This window comes from Pseudomonas sp. WS 5027 (assembly GCF_012985695.1).
In the GTDB taxonomy this organism is placed as follows: Bacteria; Pseudomonadota; Gammaproteobacteria; order Pseudomonadales; family Pseudomonadaceae; genus Aquipseudomonas; species Aquipseudomonas hygromyciniae.
The window spans coordinates 21,511-36,158 of sequence record NZ_JAAQWU010000031.1; the positions used below are offsets into that span (position 1 = coordinate 21,511).

Consider the following 14,648-nt stretch of genomic DNA (forward strand, 5'->3'; position numbering starts at 1 on the left):
AACCATCTGAAAATAGATAACAGGCCAATAATCTACGAATCTTCCTACAAAATCGTTCATCCGCGTCCTCCACATTTGTAAGACCATTCCTACGGAGCAGAGGAAAAAGCCTGGATCCTACAAAGTACCCGTGCTCAATAAAAATCGTGGTAAATTTTCCTAGAGAGATAGGATTGGTTACTTTACCATTCATCAGCGTTCGAAATTTAAGGTGGCCCTGCTAGGCGTTGAGGGCGATATTATTGATGTGCGACACGTAACTTTCGAGCAGACCTGAGGCCAGGATGATCCTGTAAGTTTTTTAAGAACGAAAAACTTGGAAAATGTGAAAAATGAAAAAAGTATTAATTGTAGACGACCATCCCGTTATACGCGCCGCGCTGCGTATCGCACTTGAAAAGCATGAAATGCAAGTTGTAGGTGATGCCGACAATGGTGTAGATGCGGTGAGCCTTGTCAAGAGTCTACAACCGCGCATCGTCATTCTTGATATTGGCATGCCCAAACAGGATGGTCTTGAGGTTATAAGCCGTATCAGGGCGCTCGAACAGCCTGTATTGATTTTAGTATTCACTTCTTTACCTGTGGAAACTTATCTCAACCGTTGCATTGCGCTAGGGGCGAACGGCTTTGTCAGCAAAGAGGAAAGCGTAAATAGTTTAACCAACGCGATCACCGCCTTGCTTGACGGATACACATATTTTCCCAACAGGACCTTGAATGCTCCACAAACGGGAGACGCTGAGACTAACGATGTATCGAGAATAAAAAAACTGACGGACAGAGAAGTATTAATACTTCAGCAAATAGCCCTCGGATATAGCAACAAAGTAATTGGCGACAAGATGCTACTCAGCAACAAAACAATTAGCACCTATAAAACAAGAATACTGCGAAAACTTAATCTGGATAACGTTTTGGAGCTAATCGACTTCTCCAGAAGAAATAACATGATAAAATAATTTTTAGTAATCTTCGTTTTTCGCTGACCCCAACAAAGTGCGCGCGAAATCAATCATATGAAACAGTTTCATAGTGATAATAGTTTTTCGCAACACCAATCACTTAAAATCAAAACTCGTGACATCATCGAAAAATTGTTTCCTTTTTATTGGCTATCCCTTTCGCTGAGTGTGTCATTGGTAATCCTACGGCAGGAGGCCAATAGCGCAGATAATCGTCTTCCCCGTACTGGCGGCATTCAAGGCGATGTTGCATATGGTAGAGGGACGGCCAACGCTACTTCCGTCACTCCTTGTTTATAAGCCTTGTATTGCAAAATAGTCAGGCGTTTAAAAACCTGCTGCTTTGCAGTTCAAGAACCATGAAAGGGCTTAAAGCTGAGCCTATCAAAAAAGCTTTGAAAGGGCTGGAACCATAGTTGAAGTAGTTTGCTTTAAAGAGTCGGCATAATGGGGTTTTACCACTCCATATGAAGACGATCTTTATGACGTAATATGGATCCCCTCCTACACCACCTACGATCACTGATCTCCTAAAATGGTGACTATGCACGTTGTAGAAGGCGGGTCAGTTTCTTTGGGGTATGTGCCGACTCTCATCAATCAAGATGACATAGCGCTCCCTGACTTCATGACGAACCGCTTAGCAAGCAGCGTAGCCCCCCAAAAAACCTACACTTTGGTTTAGGTAGCTGAGTTCTCGTTTACACTTCTGTCAAGAAAAGAAGAATTCAATAAAAAAGCCCCGAATAATCAGGGCTTTAAGCACAAAACTTACACTTGGATCAAAGGTATATCCTAGAACGGAATATCGTCATCAAAGCTGTCGAAGTCAGCAGCCGGCTGCGGTGCCGCCTGCTGTGGCGCTGGGCGCGATTCACGCTGTGGCTGCTGGCTTGGCTGTGGACGGGACTGCTGTGGGCGCGGTGCCGAGTTGGACATGCCGCCCTGGCCCTGTTGGTCGCCCTGTGGACGGCCGCCCAGCAGTTGCATGGTGCCTTGCATATCAACCACGATTTCGGTGGTGTAACGCTTGATACCGTCTTTTTCCCACTCGCGGGTCTGCAGTTTGCCTTCGATGTAGACCTGCGAACCCTTGCGCAGGTATTCACCGGCGATCTCTGCAACCTTGCCGAACATCGATACACGGTGCCATTCGGTTTTCTCGACCTTCTGGCCAGTCTGCTTGTCGGTCCATTGTTCGCTGGTCGCCAGACTCAGGTTGGTCACGGCGTTACCGTTAGGCAAGTAGCGAACTTCGGGATCCTGGCCGCATGTACCGACCAATATGACTTTGTTAACCCCACGGGCCATAACGTTCTCCTAGGCTGGGCGCGCTGTCGGCACTGGGTTGACCAGTTGCTCGAGCGTCGCGCGATCCAATAATTCGGTGTCCAATTTGATGTAAATGGCCGCCTCTTCAGCGACCACGACTGCATCTGTTACCCCTACGACGGCCTTCAGGCGCTCTACCAGACCGCTTTCACGGATCGCCTCGGGCGATAGCGGCAAACGCAGACTTGTGACGTAGGGAGGTTCGCGCATGGTAACAGCAAAGACCAGCCAAAGTGCAGCCAGCCCGGCGCATCCGAGGAACACAACCGACAAACCGCCATGCTGGAACATCCAGCCGCCCATGATGCCGCCCAGCGCCGAACCGAGGAACTGACTGGTGGAATAAACCCCCATCGCCGTGCCTTTGCCGCCTGCCGGTGAAACTTTACTGATCAGCGAAGGCAGTGACGCCTCCAGCAGGTTGAACGCGGTGAAAAATACCACCGTGCCGATTACCAGTGCCCGTAGGCTGTCGCCGAACTGCCAGAAGAATAGTTCAGTGAGCATCAATGTCGCGACGGCACCGAGCAAAACTCGTTTCATTTTGCGTTTCTTCTCGCCATAGATGATGAACGGGATCATGGCGAAGAATGAAATCAACAAGGCGGTGAGGTAGACCCACCAGTGCTGTTCCTTGGGCAACCCGGCTTTTTCCACCAGGGCCAGGGGCAACGCGACGAAGCTGCACATCAGCATCGCATGCAATACAAAGATACCTAAATCCAGGCGCAGCAAGTCCGGGTGCTTGAGCGTCGGCAGCAGCGCTTGCTTTGCCACGCCCGATTCACGGTGCTGCAGCGGCCCGGTGGAGCGCGGCACCATAAAGGCCACGATCACGATGCCGAACAGCGCCATGCCCCCAGTGGCGAGGAATAGGCCGTGCAATCCGAACGCACGGGTCAGCAGCGGGCCAACCACCATCGCAACGGCAAACGAAAGACCGATGGTCATGCCAATCATGGCCATGGCCTTGGTACGATGCTGCTCGCGGGTCAGATCTGACAGCAGTGCCATCACCGCCGCAGAAATCGCCCCGGCACCTTGCAGGATACGTCCGGCGATCACGCCCCAGATCGAATCGGCATTGGCCGCCAACACGCTGCCCAGGGCGAACACGATCAGCCCCAGGTAGATCACCGGCCGGCGGCCAATGCGGTCGGAAATGATCCCGAACGGAATCTGGAAAATCGCCTGGGTCAGACCATAGGCACCAATCGCCAGGCCAATCAAGGCTGGGGTCGCACCTGCGAGGTCCATGCCATAGGTCGCCAATACCGGCAACACCATGAACATGCCCAGCATACGGAAGGCGAACACCAGGGCCAGACCGCTTGCCGCTCGGGTCTCGCCGCTACTCATGCGTTCGCTGTGGGGATCGTGCATGGAAAAACCTCGTGTGAACCGGCGGCGATTCTACCAGTCCCATCGATTGAGAGGGTATATGCGGCGCTTTGCCGCGCAGCTTTCATGTAAGGCTGAAATGGGCAAACCGACAGTGTATATTCATCCAGTCTTTAGCCGTATACTCCTGCATTATTTATACGCCCGCCGTGCGAGGCCATCTTGGACAAGATCCTGATTCGTGGGGCTAGAACCCACAACCTGAAGAACATCGACCTGACCCTGCCCCGGGACAAACTGATTGTCATCACCGGCTTGTCCGGGTCCGGCAAGTCATCGCTGGCGTTCGATACGCTATATGCCGAAGGCCAGCGTCGTTATGTGGAGTCGCTGTCGGCCTATGCCCGGCAATTCCTGTCGATGATGGAAAAGCCTGACGTCGACACCATTGAAGGCCTGTCGCCAGCCATTTCCATCGAACAAAAGTCGACCTCCCACAACCCTCGCTCCACCGTGGGCACCATTACCGAAATTTACGATTACCTGCGCTTGCTGTATGCGCGCGTCGGTATTCCACGCTGCCCGGATCACGATATTCCGCTGGAAGCCCAGACCGTCAGCCAGATGGTTGATCTGGTGCTGGCACAGCCGGAAGGCGCCAAGCTGATGCTGCTGGCTCCGGTGATCCGCGAGCGCAAGGGCGAACACCTCTCAGTGTTCGAAGAGCTGCGCGCCCAGGGTTTTGTCCGTGCCCGGATCAACGGCAAGCTCTATGAGCTGGATGAAGCTCCGAAGCTGGACAAGCAGAAGAAGCACACCATCGATGTAGTAGTCGACCGGTTCAAGGTGCGTGCCGATCTGCAGCAGCGCCTGGCGGAGTCGTTCGAAACCGCGCTGAAACTGGCGGACGGTATAGCCCTGGTTGCCCCGATGGACGACGAGCCAGGCGAAGAAATCATCTTCTCCGCACGCTTTGCCTGCCCGATCTGCGGCCACGCCATCAGCGAGCTGGAACCCAAGCTGTTCTCCTTCAACAACCCGGCCGGCGCCTGTCCGACCTGTGATGGGTTGGGGGTCAAGCAGTTCTTCGACATCAAGCGCCTGGTCAATGGTGACCTGACGCTGGCGGAGGGCGCGATACGCGGCTGGGATCGGCGCAATGTCTACTACTTCCAGATGCTCGGGTCGTTGGCCGCCCACTACAAATTCAGCCTGGAGGTGCCGTTCAACGAGCTGCCAGCAGAGCAACAGAAAGTCATCCTGCATGGCAGCGGTTCGCAGAACGTCGATTTCAAATACCTGAATGACCGTGGCGATATCGTCAAGCGCTCCCACCCATTCGAAGGCATCGTGCCCAACCTGGAGCGCCGCTATCGGGAAACCGAGTCGGCCAGCGTGCGCGAGGAGCTGGCCAAGTTCCTCAGCACACAGCCCTGCCCGGATTGCCGGGGCACTCGCTTGCGTCGCGAGGCGCGCCACGTGTGGGTAGGTGAGAAGACATTGCCGGCAGTGACCAACCTGCCCATCGGTGATGCCTGCGAATACTTCGGCGTATTGAAGCTGACCGGGCGACGCGGCGAGATTGCCGACAAGATCCTCAAGGAGATCCGCGAACGCCTGCAGTTCCTGGTCAACGTGGGGCTGGATTACCTGTCCCTGGATCGCAGTGCCGACACGCTGTCCGGCGGCGAGGCCCAGCGCATTCGCCTGGCCAGCCAGATCGGCGCGGGCCTGGTGGGCGTGCTGTACATCCTCGACGAGCCCTCCATCGGCCTGCACCAGCGCGACAATGATCGTTTGCTGGGCACGCTCAAGCACCTGCGCGATATCGGCAATACGGTGATCGTGGTCGAGCACGATGAGGATGCCATTCGCCTGGCGGACTATGTGGTCGATATCGGCCCCGGCGCGGGCGTCCATGGCGGGCACATCGTTGCCCAGGGCACACCAGCTGAAGTCATGGCCCATCCGGACTCCCTGACCGGCAAATACTTATCTGGCCGGGTAAAAATCGAAGTGCCAGCCAAACGTACGCCACGTAACAAAAAACAGGCGCTGCACCTCAAGGGCGCGCGCGGTAACAATCTGCGCAATGTCGATCTGGAAATCCCCTTGGGCCTGCTGACCTGCGTCACAGGTGTATCCGGCTCAGGCAAGTCCACGTTGATCAACAACACCTTGTTCCCCCTCAGCGCCACAGCGTTGAATGGCGCCACCACCCTGGAAGCTGCAGCGCATGACAGCATCAAGGGCCTGGAGCTCCTGGACAAGGTGGTGGATATCGACCAGAGCCCGATTGGTCGCACTCCCCGCTCCAACCCCGCGACCTACACCGGGCTGTTCACGCCGATTCGCGAACTATTCGCCGGCGTGCCGGAGTCCCGGTCCCGTGGTTATGGGCCTGGGCGCTTCTCCTTCAACGTCAAGGGCGGGCGTTGCGAGGCGTGCCAGGGCGACGGTTTGATCAAGGTGGAGATGCACTTCCTGCCGGACATCTACGTGCCATGCGATGTGTGCAAGAGTAAGCGCTACAACCGCGAAACCCTGGAGATCAAATACAAGGGCAAGAACATCCATGAAACCCTCGAGATGACCATCGAGGAAGCGCGGGTGTTCTTTGACGCAGTGCCGGCCCTGGCACGCAAGCTCCAGACCCTGATGGACGTGGGCTTGTCGTATATCAAGCTGGGGCAGTCGGCGACCACCTTGTCCGGTGGCGAGGCGCAGCGGGTGAAACTGTCTCGCGAACTGTCCAAGCGCGATACTGGCAAGACCCTGTATATCCTCGATGAACCGACTACCGGTCTGCACTTCGCGGACATCCAGCAATTGCTCGACGTACTGCACCGGCTACGCGATCACGGCAACACCGTGGTGGTGATCGAGCACAATCTGGATGTGATCAAGACGGCAGACTGGCTGGTGGACCTCGGCCCGGAGGGCGGTTCCAAGGGTGGGCAGATTATTGCGGTGGGAACGCCGGAGCAGGTTTCCGAGATGCCGCAATCCCACACTGGTTACTATCTGAAGCCGTTGCTGGCGCGCGACCGGGCCTGATTTTTCGGGCCCAACAAAAAGCCCCTGTCACCGTAGCGGTGACAGGGGCTTTTTCATTGCCGGCGAAATCAGAACTGCGATTGCAGGTAGTTTTCCAGACCGATCAACTTGATCAGACCCAACTGCTTTTCTAGCCAGTAGGTGTGATCTTCTTCAGTATCGTTCAACTGTACGCGCAGGATTTCACGGGTCACGTAGTCGTTGTGCTTCTCGCAAAGCTCAATGCCTTTGCACAGTGCAGCGCGAACCTTGTACTCCAGGCGCAAGTCGCTGGCGAGCATCTCAGGCACCGTGGTGCCAGTATCCAGGTCGTCAGGACGCATGCGTGGCGTGCCTTCGAGCATCAGGATACGGCGCATCAGCGCGTCGGCATGCTGTGCCTCTTCTTCCATTTCGTGGTTGATACGCTCGTAGAGCTCGGTAAAGCCCCAGTCTTCGTACATACGCGAGTGAATGAAATATTGGTCACGAGCTGCCAGTTCGCCCGTCAGCAACGTGTTGAGGTAATCGATTACGTCGGGGTGACCTTGCATCGCCCTACATCTCCCTGCTTGAAAGGCCTTAGTTTGAACCATGCTGACCTGCAGGTCACGGGACGAACGGCAGAAAAGTGAAGATTTTCAGAGAAAAGTAGCTGAAATAACGCAAAAACCGCCCAAATGAGGGCGGTTCTGCTTATCACTTAGAGTTAGTTAAGCGCTACACCCAGCGCAGTTGCGATTCCTTCTCCATAGGCTGGATCGGCCTTGAAGAAGTGTTGCAACTGACGCTGAACCACATCACTGGAAACTCCAGTCATTGCACCAGCGATGTTGTTGATCAACAGCGCTTTTTGCTCAGCATTCATCAGGCGGAACAGCGCACCGGCGTGGCTGTAGTAATCAGTGTCTTCACGGTGATCGTAACGATCTGCCGCGCCACTGAGTGCCAAGGCAGGTTCTGCGTACTGCGGAGCCTGTTTGGGTGCGTCGGCGTAGCTATTAGGCTCGTAGTTGGGAGCCGCGCCACCGTTGCTACCAAATGCCATGGAGCCATCACGTTGGTAGTTGCTGACTGGACTACGCGCAGCATTCACTGGCAAGTGCTGATGGTTAGTGCCAATACGGTAGCGGTGCGCGTCAGCGTAAGCGAACACACGGCCTTGCAGCATGCGATCCGGAGACAAACCGACACCTGGCACCATGTTGCTTGGACCGAACGCTGCCTGCTCCACTTCGGCGAAGTAGTTCAGCGGGTTGCGGTTCAACTCCAATTCACCGACTTCAATCAGCGGAAACTCTTTCTGCGACCAGGTTTTGGTCACGTCGAAGGGATTCTCATAGTGAGCGTTGGCCTGGGCCTCAGTCATGATCTGGATGCAGACGCGCCATTTCGGGAAGTCGCCGCGCTCAATGGCCTCGAACAGATCGCGCTGGGCGTAGTCCGGGTCAGTACCAGCAAGGCGTGCAGCATCGGCAGGTGCCAGGTTCTTGATGCCTTGCTTGGTCTTGTAGTGCCACTTCACCCAATGACGCTCGCCATTCGCGCTGATCAAGCTGTAGGTATGACTACCGAAGCCGTGCATGTGACGGTAGCCGTCCGGGATGCCACGGTCCGAGAACAGGATGGTGACCTGGTGCAGTGCCTCAGGCGAATGCGACCAGAAGTCCCACATCATCTGCGCGCTTTTCAGGTTGCTTTGCGGCAGGCGCTTTTGGGTGTGGATAAAATCAGGAAATTTCAGCGGGTCCCGGATAAAGAACACAGGGGTGTTATTCCCGACAATATCCCAGTTGCCTTCTTCGGTGTAGAACTTCAACGCAAAGCCACGTGGGTCGCGTTCGGTATCTGCCGAGCCGCGCTCGCCACCGACTGTAGAGAAGCGCAGGAAAGTCGGCGTCTGCTTACCGACAGCTTCAAACAGCTTGGCGCTAGTGTATTGGGTGATGTCTTTGGTGACCGTGAAGGTTCCGTACGCTCCCGAGCCTTTGGCGTGCACACGACGCTCTGGAATGTTTTCACGGTTGAAGTGGGCAAGCTTCTCAATCAGGTGAAAGTCGTCGAGCAGCAACGGCCCACGCGGACCTGCGGAACGGGAATTCTGGTTATCGGCAACGGGAGCGCCGCTGGCGGTGGTAAGGGTTTTCTGGCTCATGCTCAATCTCCTCAGGTCAGTCTTGGAACTGCCGGCTAATCGGCTTGGAGGGAGTATTGACCAGGAAGATGACACCATCAAATTTATTAAATCATGCATATCGATAGTTAATTACTAACTATGCCTTGGTTCAGATAGCCAAAACTCAATCAATATTAGGTATTGGCTTTTCTATCGCCCACAAAAAACCGGGCACTAGGCCCGGTTTTTCGTAGCAGACTGTCGTCTTACTCGGCGGATACAGCTTCGCCAGCAGTAGCACGATCAACCAACTCGACGTACGCCATAGGCGCGTTGTCGCCAGTGCGGAAACCGCACTTGAGGATGCGCAGGTAGCCACCCTCACGGGTAGCATAACGCTTGCCCAGGTCGTTGAAGAGCTTACCAACGATAGCTTTCGAACGAGTACGGTCGAAAGCCAGACGGCGGTTAGCCAGGCTGTCTGTCTTGGCCAAAGTGATCAGCGGCTCAGCAACGCGACGCAGTTCTTTGGCTTTCGGCAGTGTAGTTTTGATCAGCTCGTGCTCGAACAGCGACACCGCCATGTTTTGAAACATGGCCTTGCGGTGCGAGCTGGTACGGCTCAGGTGACGACCACTTTTACGATGACGCATGGTTCATTCCTTACCAAACTCACGTTCGGTGATTACGACGATCAGGCAGTCGCCTTGTCGTCCTTCTTAAGACTTGCAGGCGGCCAGTTGTCGAGGCGCATGCCGAGGGACAGACCGCGGGAGGCCAGAACGTCCTTGATTTCAGTCAAGGATTTCTTGCCCAGGTTCGGAGTCTTCAACAGTTCTACTTCGGTGCGCTGGATCAGGTCACCGATGTAGTAAATGTTTTCCGCCTTAAGGCAGTTAGCCGAACGTACAGTCAGTTCCAGATCGTCAACCGGGCGAAGCAGGATCGGATCGATCTCGTCTTCCTGCTCGATTACCACTGGTTCGCTGTCACCCTTGAGGTCGACGAACGCAGCCAACTGCTGTTGCAGAATGGTTGCAGCGCGGCGAATAGCCTCTTCAGGATCCAGAGTACCGTTGGTTTCCAGATCAATAACCAGCTTGTCCAGGTTAGTACGCTGCTCGACACGGGCGTTTTCCACCACGTATGCGATACGGCGAACCGGGCTGAACGAAGAGTCAAGCTGCAAGCGACCAATGCTGCGGCTTTCATCTTCATCGCTCTGACGCGAGTCGGCCGGTTCATAACCACGACCACGAGCTACGGTGAGCTTCATGTTCAAAGCGCCGTTAGACGCCAGGTTAGCGATTACGTGATCGGGGTTAACGATCTCGACATCATGATCCAGCTGAATATCGGCAGCGGTAACCACCCCCGAACCCTTCTTCGACAAGGTCAGCGTAACTTCGTCACGGCCGTGCAGCTTGATAGCCAGACCTTTAAGGTTCAACAGGATTTCAATTACGTCTTCCTGTACACCTTCGATGGCGCTGTACTCGTGGAGCACACCGTCAATCTCGGCCTCGACTACTGCACAGCCGGGCATTGAGGACAACAGGATGCGGCGCAGCGCGTTGCCCAGGGTGTGGCCAAAACCACGCTCGAGAGGCTCGAGAGTGATCTTGGCGCGGGTTGGACTGACAACCTGCACATCAATGTGGCGGGGTGTCAGGAACTCATTTACCGAAATCTGCATGGATGCACCTATTTTCTAGCCCTTACTTGGAGTAGAGCTCGACAATCAGGCTTTCGTTGATGTCGGCGGACAGATCACTGCGAGCAGGAACGTTCTTGAAAACGCCCGACTTCTTCTCAGTGTCTACTTCTACCCATTCTACGCGGCCACGTTGGGCACACAGATCGAGAGCTTGGACAATGCGAAGTTGGTTTTTTGCTTTCTCGCGAATCGCGACCACGTCACCAGCACGAACCTGGTAGGACGGGACGTTAACGGTTTGGCCGTTTACGCTTACGGATTTGTGCGATACCAGCTGACGGGATTCGGCACGAGTCGAACCAAAGCCCATACGGTATACAACGTTGTCCAGACGGCATTCGAGCAGTTGCAGCAGGTTTTCACCAGTTGCACCTTTCTTGCCAGCAGCTTCTTTGTAGTAGCCGCTGAACTGACGCTCGAGAACGCCGTAGATACGACGGACCTTCTGCTTTTCACGCAGTTGGGTGCCGTAGTCGGACTGGCGACCGCGGCGTTGGCCGTGGATACCAGGTGCTGCTTCAATGTTGCACTTCGATTCGATCGCGCGCACGCCGCTCTTCAGAAAGAGATCGGTGCCTTCGCGACGAGCGAGTTTGCATTTTGGACCAATGTAACGAGCCATTCTTTACAATCTCCTGGATTACACGCGGCGCTTCTTCGGCGGACGGCACCCGTTGTGCGGGATTGGCGTCACGTCGGTGATGCTGGCGATCTTATAGCCACAGCCGTTCAAAGCACGGACAGCAGACTCACGACCTGGACCTGGACCCTTGACGTTAACGTCGAGGTTTTTCAGGCCGTATTCCAGCGCAGCTTGACCAGCACGTTCAGCAGCTACTTGAGCAGCAAACGGGGTGGACTTGCGGGAACCGCGGAAACCCGAACCACCAGAGGTAGCCCAAGAAAGCGCGTTACCTTGACGGTCGGTGATGGTCACGATGGTGTTGTTAAAAGATGCATGGATGTGGGCGATGCCATCAACCACTGTCTTTTTAACTTTTTTACGAGGACGAGCAGCAGGTTTTGCCATGATAATTTTCCTGTCGATTCGCTGGGGCGATTACTTGCGGATCGGCTTACGCGGACCTTTACGGGTACGCGCGTTAGTCTTGGTACGCTGACCGCGTACTGGAAGACCACGACGATGACGCAGACCGCGATAGCAACCGAGGTCCATCAAACGCTTGATTTTCATGTTGATTTCGCGACGCAGGTCACCTTCAGTGGTGAACTTCGCCACTTCGCCACGCAGCAATTCAATCTGCTCGTCGCTCAGATCCTTGATCTTAGCGGCTGGGTTTACCCCAGCAACTGCGCAAATTTTCTGCGCAGTAGTGCGACCAACACCATAGATGTAGGTCAGCGAGATAACAGTGTGCTTGTTATCTGGAATGTTAACGCCTGCAATACGGGCCATTCAGTGGGACTCCAATTGACAGCTACCTACGCCCCGGAAGCCAAGAAATAGGGCGCGAGATAATATCGCTGTAATAACAAATAATCAACCCGGCAGCGCACTAGCTGCCGGGCTTCAAGCGGATCACACTCAGCCTTGGCGCTGTTTGTGACGCGGTTCCGCGCTGCAAATTACTCGAACAACACCTTCGCGGCGAATAATCTTGCAGTTACGGCACAGCTTTTTCACCGATGCACGAACTTTCATCACCAACTCCTCGAACCTTATGGGGTACTCAGCGCAACATGCCGCTGCCGTAGCCCTTCAGGTTGGCTTTCTTCATCAGGGATTCGTACTGGTGCGAAACGAGGTGCGATTGTACTTGGGACATGAAGTCCATCACAACCACGACGACGATCAGCAACGAGGTCCCGCCAAGGTAGAACGGAACGTTGGCTGCAACCACCAGGAACTGGGGCAACAAGCACACGGCCGTCATATATAGAGCACCGAACAGGGTCAAACGAGTCAGAACGCCATCAATATAGCGCGCCGACTGCTCGCCTGGACGAATACCCGGAATAAAGGCACCGGACTTCTTCAGGTTTTCCGCTACGTCTTTCGGATTGAACATCAACGCCGTATAGAAGAAGCAGAAGAAAATAATCCCTGCACTAAACAGCAGAATATTCAACGGCTGACCAGGAGCGATCGACTGCGAGATGTCCTGCAACCAGCCCATACCTTCAGACTGACCGAACCAGGCACCCAACGAAGCCGGAAACAGCAAAATGCTGCTCGCGAAGATAGCAGGAATAACACCGGCCATATTCACTTTCAGCGGCAAGTGGCTGGTCTGCGCAGCGAAGACCTTACGGCCCTGCTGACGCTTGGCGTAGTGAACAGCAATACGACGCTGGCCACGCTCAATGAACACCACAAAACCGATAATCGCTACTGCCAGCAAACCGATGGCAACCAAGGCGAAGATATTGATATCACCCTGACGTGCAGACTCGAAAGACTGCCCGATTGCCCTCGGAAGACCGGCGACGATACCTGCGAAAATCAACATCGAGATACCGTTGCCAACACCACGCTCAGTAATCTGCTCACCCAGCCACATCATGAACATCGCACCAGCCACAAATGTGGTTACTGCGACGAAATGGAAGCCAAAGTCACCAGTGAACGCTACGCCCTGCCCTGCCAGACCGATGGACATGCCAACAGCCTGGACAAGAGCAAGAACGACAGTGAGGTAGCGGGTGTACTGGCTAATCTTGCGACGACCAGCTTCACCTTCCTTCTTCAACTGCTCCAGCTGCGGGCTGACGGCGCTCATCAACTGCATGATGATCGATGCCGAAATGTACGGCATGATCCCCAGTGCAAAGATGCTCATCCGCTCCAGCGCGCCGCCGGAAAACATGTTGAACAAGCTAAGAATGGTCCCCTCATTCTGTCGAAACAGGTCTGCGAGTCGGTCCGGATTGATACCTGGAACCGGGATGTGTGCGCCTATTCGGTAGACGATAATCGCCAGGAACAGAAAACGCAGACGAGCCCAAAGTTCAGACATACCGCCTTTGCCGAGCGCTGAGAGAGCACCTTGCTTAGCCATTTATTCCTCGAACTTGCCGCCAGCTGCTTCGATAGCCGAACGCGCACCTTTGGTGGCGCCGATTCCCTTGCCGATAGTGACAGCGCGAGTCACTTCACCGGACAGCATGATTTTCACACGCTGTACGTTGACGTTGATCACGTTGGCATCTTTCAGGGTCTGCACGGTAACGATGTCGCCTTCCACTTTAGCCAGTTCGGACAAACGCACTTCTGCGCGATCCATGGCCTTCAGGGAAACGAAACCGAACTTCGGCAGGCGACGATGCAGCGGCTGTTGACCGCCTTCAAAGCCTGGAGCGATGGTGCCACCGGAGCGGGAGGTTTGACCTTTGTGGCCACGGCCACCAGTCTTACCCAAACCGCTACCGATACCACGGCCCGGACGATGCTTTTCGCGACGGGAACCCGGCGCTGGACTCAGATCATTGAGTTTCATCGATTAACCCTCGACACGCAGCATGTAGTAAGCCTTGTTGATCATCCCGCGATTCTCGGGAGTATCCTGGACTTCTACAGTGTGACCGATGCGACGCAGACCCAAACCCTTAACGCACAATTTGTGGTTAGGGATGCGGCCGGTCATGCTTTTGATCAGCGTTACTTTAACGGTAGCCATGATCAGAAGATCTCCTTGACGCTTTTGCCACGCTTGGCGGCAATGGATTCAGGAGATTGCATAGCTTTCAAACCTTTAAAAGTGGCGTGAACCACGTTTACCGGGTTAGTCGAGCCGTAGCACTTGGCCAGAACGTTCTGAACGCCAGCAACCTCGAGGACAGCACGCATAGCGCCGCCAGCGATGATACCGGTACCTTCAGAAGCAGGCTGCATGTACACCTTCGAAGCGCCATGGGCAGACTTCATTGCGTACTGCAGGGTGGTGCCGTTCAGGTCAACTTGGATCATGTTGCGACGAGCAGCTTCCATTGCCTTCTGGATCGCAGCAGGCACTTCACGCGACTTGCCACGGCCGAAGCCAACACGGCCCTTACCATCACCAACCACGGTCAACGCGGTGAAAGTGAAGATACGGCCGCCTTTAACGGTTTTGGCTACGCGGTTAACTTGAACCAGCTTCTCAATGTAGCCTTCGTCGCGCTTTTGGTCGTTATTTGACAT

Annotated in this window: 16 protein-coding genes; 2 read left to right on the forward strand and 14 right to left on the reverse strand. The window is 54.8% G+C overall.

The annotated features are described in order from the left end of the window. Positions 1-332 precede the first annotated feature (332 nt). Positions 333-962, forward strand: a complete 630-nt coding sequence (locus HBO09_RS26370) for a response regulator transcription factor (RefSeq protein ID WP_169998331.1) — start codon at positions 333-335, stop codon at positions 960-962. Between the two features lie 798 nt (positions 963-1,760). Here the strand turns inward: HBO09_RS26370 and HBO09_RS26375 are convergent. Together HBO09_RS26375 and HBO09_RS26380 are read right to left on the reverse strand one after the other, a co-directional pair. Continuing rightward, complete coding sequence (locus tag HBO09_RS26375; protein ID WP_017849542.1) at positions 1,761-2,276, reverse strand: single-stranded DNA-binding protein; 516 nt, start codon at positions 2,274-2,276, stop codon at positions 1,761-1,763. A gap of 9 nt (positions 2,277-2,285) precedes the next feature. Beyond that, on the reverse strand, positions 2,286-3,680 hold the full coding sequence (locus HBO09_RS26380; RefSeq protein ID WP_038443736.1) for an MFS transporter: 1,395 nt from the start codon (positions 3,678-3,680) through the stop codon (positions 2,286-2,288). Positions 3,681-3,860: 180 nt separating this feature from the next. Here HBO09_RS26380 and uvrA point away from each other — a divergent pair, with 180 nt between their 5' ends. Then, a complete protein-coding gene (gene uvrA, locus HBO09_RS26385) occupies positions 3,861-6,695 on the forward strand; it encodes an excinuclease ABC subunit UvrA (RefSeq protein WP_029299403.1) in 2,835 nt (944 codons plus the stop codon). A gap of 68 nt (positions 6,696-6,763) precedes the next feature. On the opposite strand, the gene bfr is transcribed toward uvrA, so the two are convergent. From bfr to rpsE, 12 genes are all read right to left on the reverse strand, one after another. Beyond that, a complete protein-coding gene (gene bfr / locus HBO09_RS26390) occupies positions 6,764-7,228 on the reverse strand; it encodes a bacterioferritin (RefSeq protein ID WP_029299402.1) in 465 nt (154 codons plus the stop codon). A gap of 155 nt (positions 7,229-7,383) precedes the next feature. Then, on the reverse strand, positions 7,384-8,829 hold the full coding sequence (locus HBO09_RS26395; protein WP_169998329.1) for a catalase: 1,446 nt from the start codon (positions 8,827-8,829) through the stop codon (positions 7,384-7,386). 227 nt (positions 8,830-9,056) lie between these two features. Continuing rightward, on the reverse strand, positions 9,057-9,443 hold the full coding sequence (gene rplQ / locus HBO09_RS26400; protein ID WP_007918448.1) for a 50S ribosomal protein L17: 387 nt from the start codon (positions 9,441-9,443) through the stop codon (positions 9,057-9,059). Between the two features lie 41 nt (positions 9,444-9,484). Then, entirely contained in the window at positions 9,485-10,486 is a 1,002-nt protein-coding gene (rpoA, locus tag HBO09_RS26405) for a DNA-directed RNA polymerase subunit alpha (RefSeq protein WP_003176403.1), read from the reverse strand. Between the two features lie 22 nt (positions 10,487-10,508). Then, a complete protein-coding gene (gene rpsD / locus HBO09_RS26410) occupies positions 10,509-11,129 on the reverse strand; it encodes a 30S ribosomal protein S4 (RefSeq protein WP_003210056.1) in 621 nt (206 codons plus the stop codon). Between the two features lie 18 nt (positions 11,130-11,147). Then, on the reverse strand, positions 11,148-11,537 hold the full coding sequence (gene rpsK / locus HBO09_RS26415; RefSeq protein ID WP_002555466.1) for a 30S ribosomal protein S11: 390 nt from the start codon (positions 11,535-11,537) through the stop codon (positions 11,148-11,150). A gap of 30 nt (positions 11,538-11,567) precedes the next feature. Continuing rightward, on the reverse strand, positions 11,568-11,924 hold the full coding sequence (gene rpsM / locus HBO09_RS26420; protein ID WP_024077676.1) for a 30S ribosomal protein S13: 357 nt from the start codon (positions 11,922-11,924) through the stop codon (positions 11,568-11,570). A gap of 129 nt (positions 11,925-12,053) precedes the next feature. Then, the gene (rpmJ, locus tag HBO09_RS26425; RefSeq protein WP_002555468.1) at positions 12,054-12,170 is read right to left on the reverse strand and encodes a 50S ribosomal protein L36; all 117 of its coding nucleotides are present in this window, start codon (positions 12,168-12,170) and stop codon (positions 12,054-12,056) included. Between the two features lie 28 nt (positions 12,171-12,198). Further along, positions 12,199-13,527, reverse strand: a complete 1,329-nt coding sequence (secY, locus tag HBO09_RS26430) for a preprotein translocase subunit SecY (protein WP_018612224.1) — start codon at positions 13,525-13,527, stop codon at positions 12,199-12,201. Continuing rightward, on the reverse strand, positions 13,528-13,965 hold the full coding sequence (rplO, locus tag HBO09_RS26435; RefSeq protein WP_003176407.1) for a 50S ribosomal protein L15: 438 nt from the start codon (positions 13,963-13,965) through the stop codon (positions 13,528-13,530). A 3-nt stretch (positions 13,966-13,968) separates the two neighbouring features. Next, positions 13,969-14,145, reverse strand: a complete 177-nt coding sequence (gene rpmD / locus HBO09_RS26440; RefSeq protein WP_003176408.1) for a 50S ribosomal protein L30 — start codon at positions 14,143-14,145, stop codon at positions 13,969-13,971. A gap of 2 nt (positions 14,146-14,147) precedes the next feature. Further along, a complete protein-coding gene (gene rpsE, locus HBO09_RS26445) occupies positions 14,148-14,648 on the reverse strand; it encodes a 30S ribosomal protein S5 (protein ID WP_003186035.1) in 501 nt (166 codons plus the stop codon).

Coding starts and splice junctions, on each gene's coding strand:
- HBO09_RS26370 (WP_169998331.1), top strand. CDS start 333: ATGAAAAAAGTATTAATTGTAGACGACCATCCCGTTATACGCGCCGCG.
- HBO09_RS26375 (WP_017849542.1), bottom strand. CDS start 2,276: ATGGCCCGTGGGGTTAACAAAGTCATATTGGTCGGTACATGCGGCCAG.
- HBO09_RS26380 (WP_038443736.1), bottom strand. CDS start 3,680: ATGCACGATCCCCACAGCGAACGCATGAGTAGCGGCGAGACCCGAGCG.
- bfr (WP_029299402.1), bottom strand. CDS start 7,228: ATGCAAGGTCACCCCGACGTAATCGATTACCTCAACACGTTGCTGACG.
- HBO09_RS26395 (WP_169998329.1), bottom strand. CDS start 8,829: ATGAGCCAGAAAACCCTTACCACCGCCAGCGGCGCTCCCGTTGCCGAT.
- rplQ (WP_007918448.1), bottom strand. CDS start 9,443: ATGCGTCATCGTAAAAGTGGTCGTCACCTGAGCCGTACCAGCTCGCAC.
- rpoA (WP_003176403.1), bottom strand. CDS start 10,486: ATGCAGATTTCGGTAAATGAGTTCCTGACACCCCGCCACATTGATGTG.
- rpsD (WP_003210056.1), bottom strand. CDS start 11,129: ATGGCTCGTTACATTGGTCCAAAATGCAAACTCGCTCGTCGCGAAGGC.
- rpsK (WP_002555466.1), bottom strand. CDS start 11,537: ATGGCAAAACCTGCTGCTCGTCCTCGTAAAAAAGTTAAAAAGACAGTG.
- rpsM (WP_024077676.1), bottom strand. CDS start 11,924: ATGGCCCGTATTGCAGGCGTTAACATTCCAGATAACAAGCACACTGTT.
- rpmJ (WP_002555468.1), bottom strand. CDS start 12,170: ATGAAAGTTCGTGCATCGGTGAAAAAGCTGTGCCGTAACTGCAAGATT.
- secY (WP_018612224.1), bottom strand. CDS start 13,527: ATGGCTAAGCAAGGTGCTCTCTCAGCGCTCGGCAAAGGCGGTATGTCT.
- rplO (WP_003176407.1), bottom strand. CDS start 13,965: ATGAAACTCAATGATCTGAGTCCAGCGCCGGGTTCCCGTCGCGAAAAG.
- rpmD (WP_003176408.1), bottom strand. CDS start 14,145: ATGGCTACCGTTAAAGTAACGCTGATCAAAAGCATGACCGGCCGCATC.
- rpsE (WP_003186035.1), bottom strand. CDS start 14,648: ATGTCAAATAACGACCAAAAGCGCGACGAAGGCTACATTGAGAAGCTG.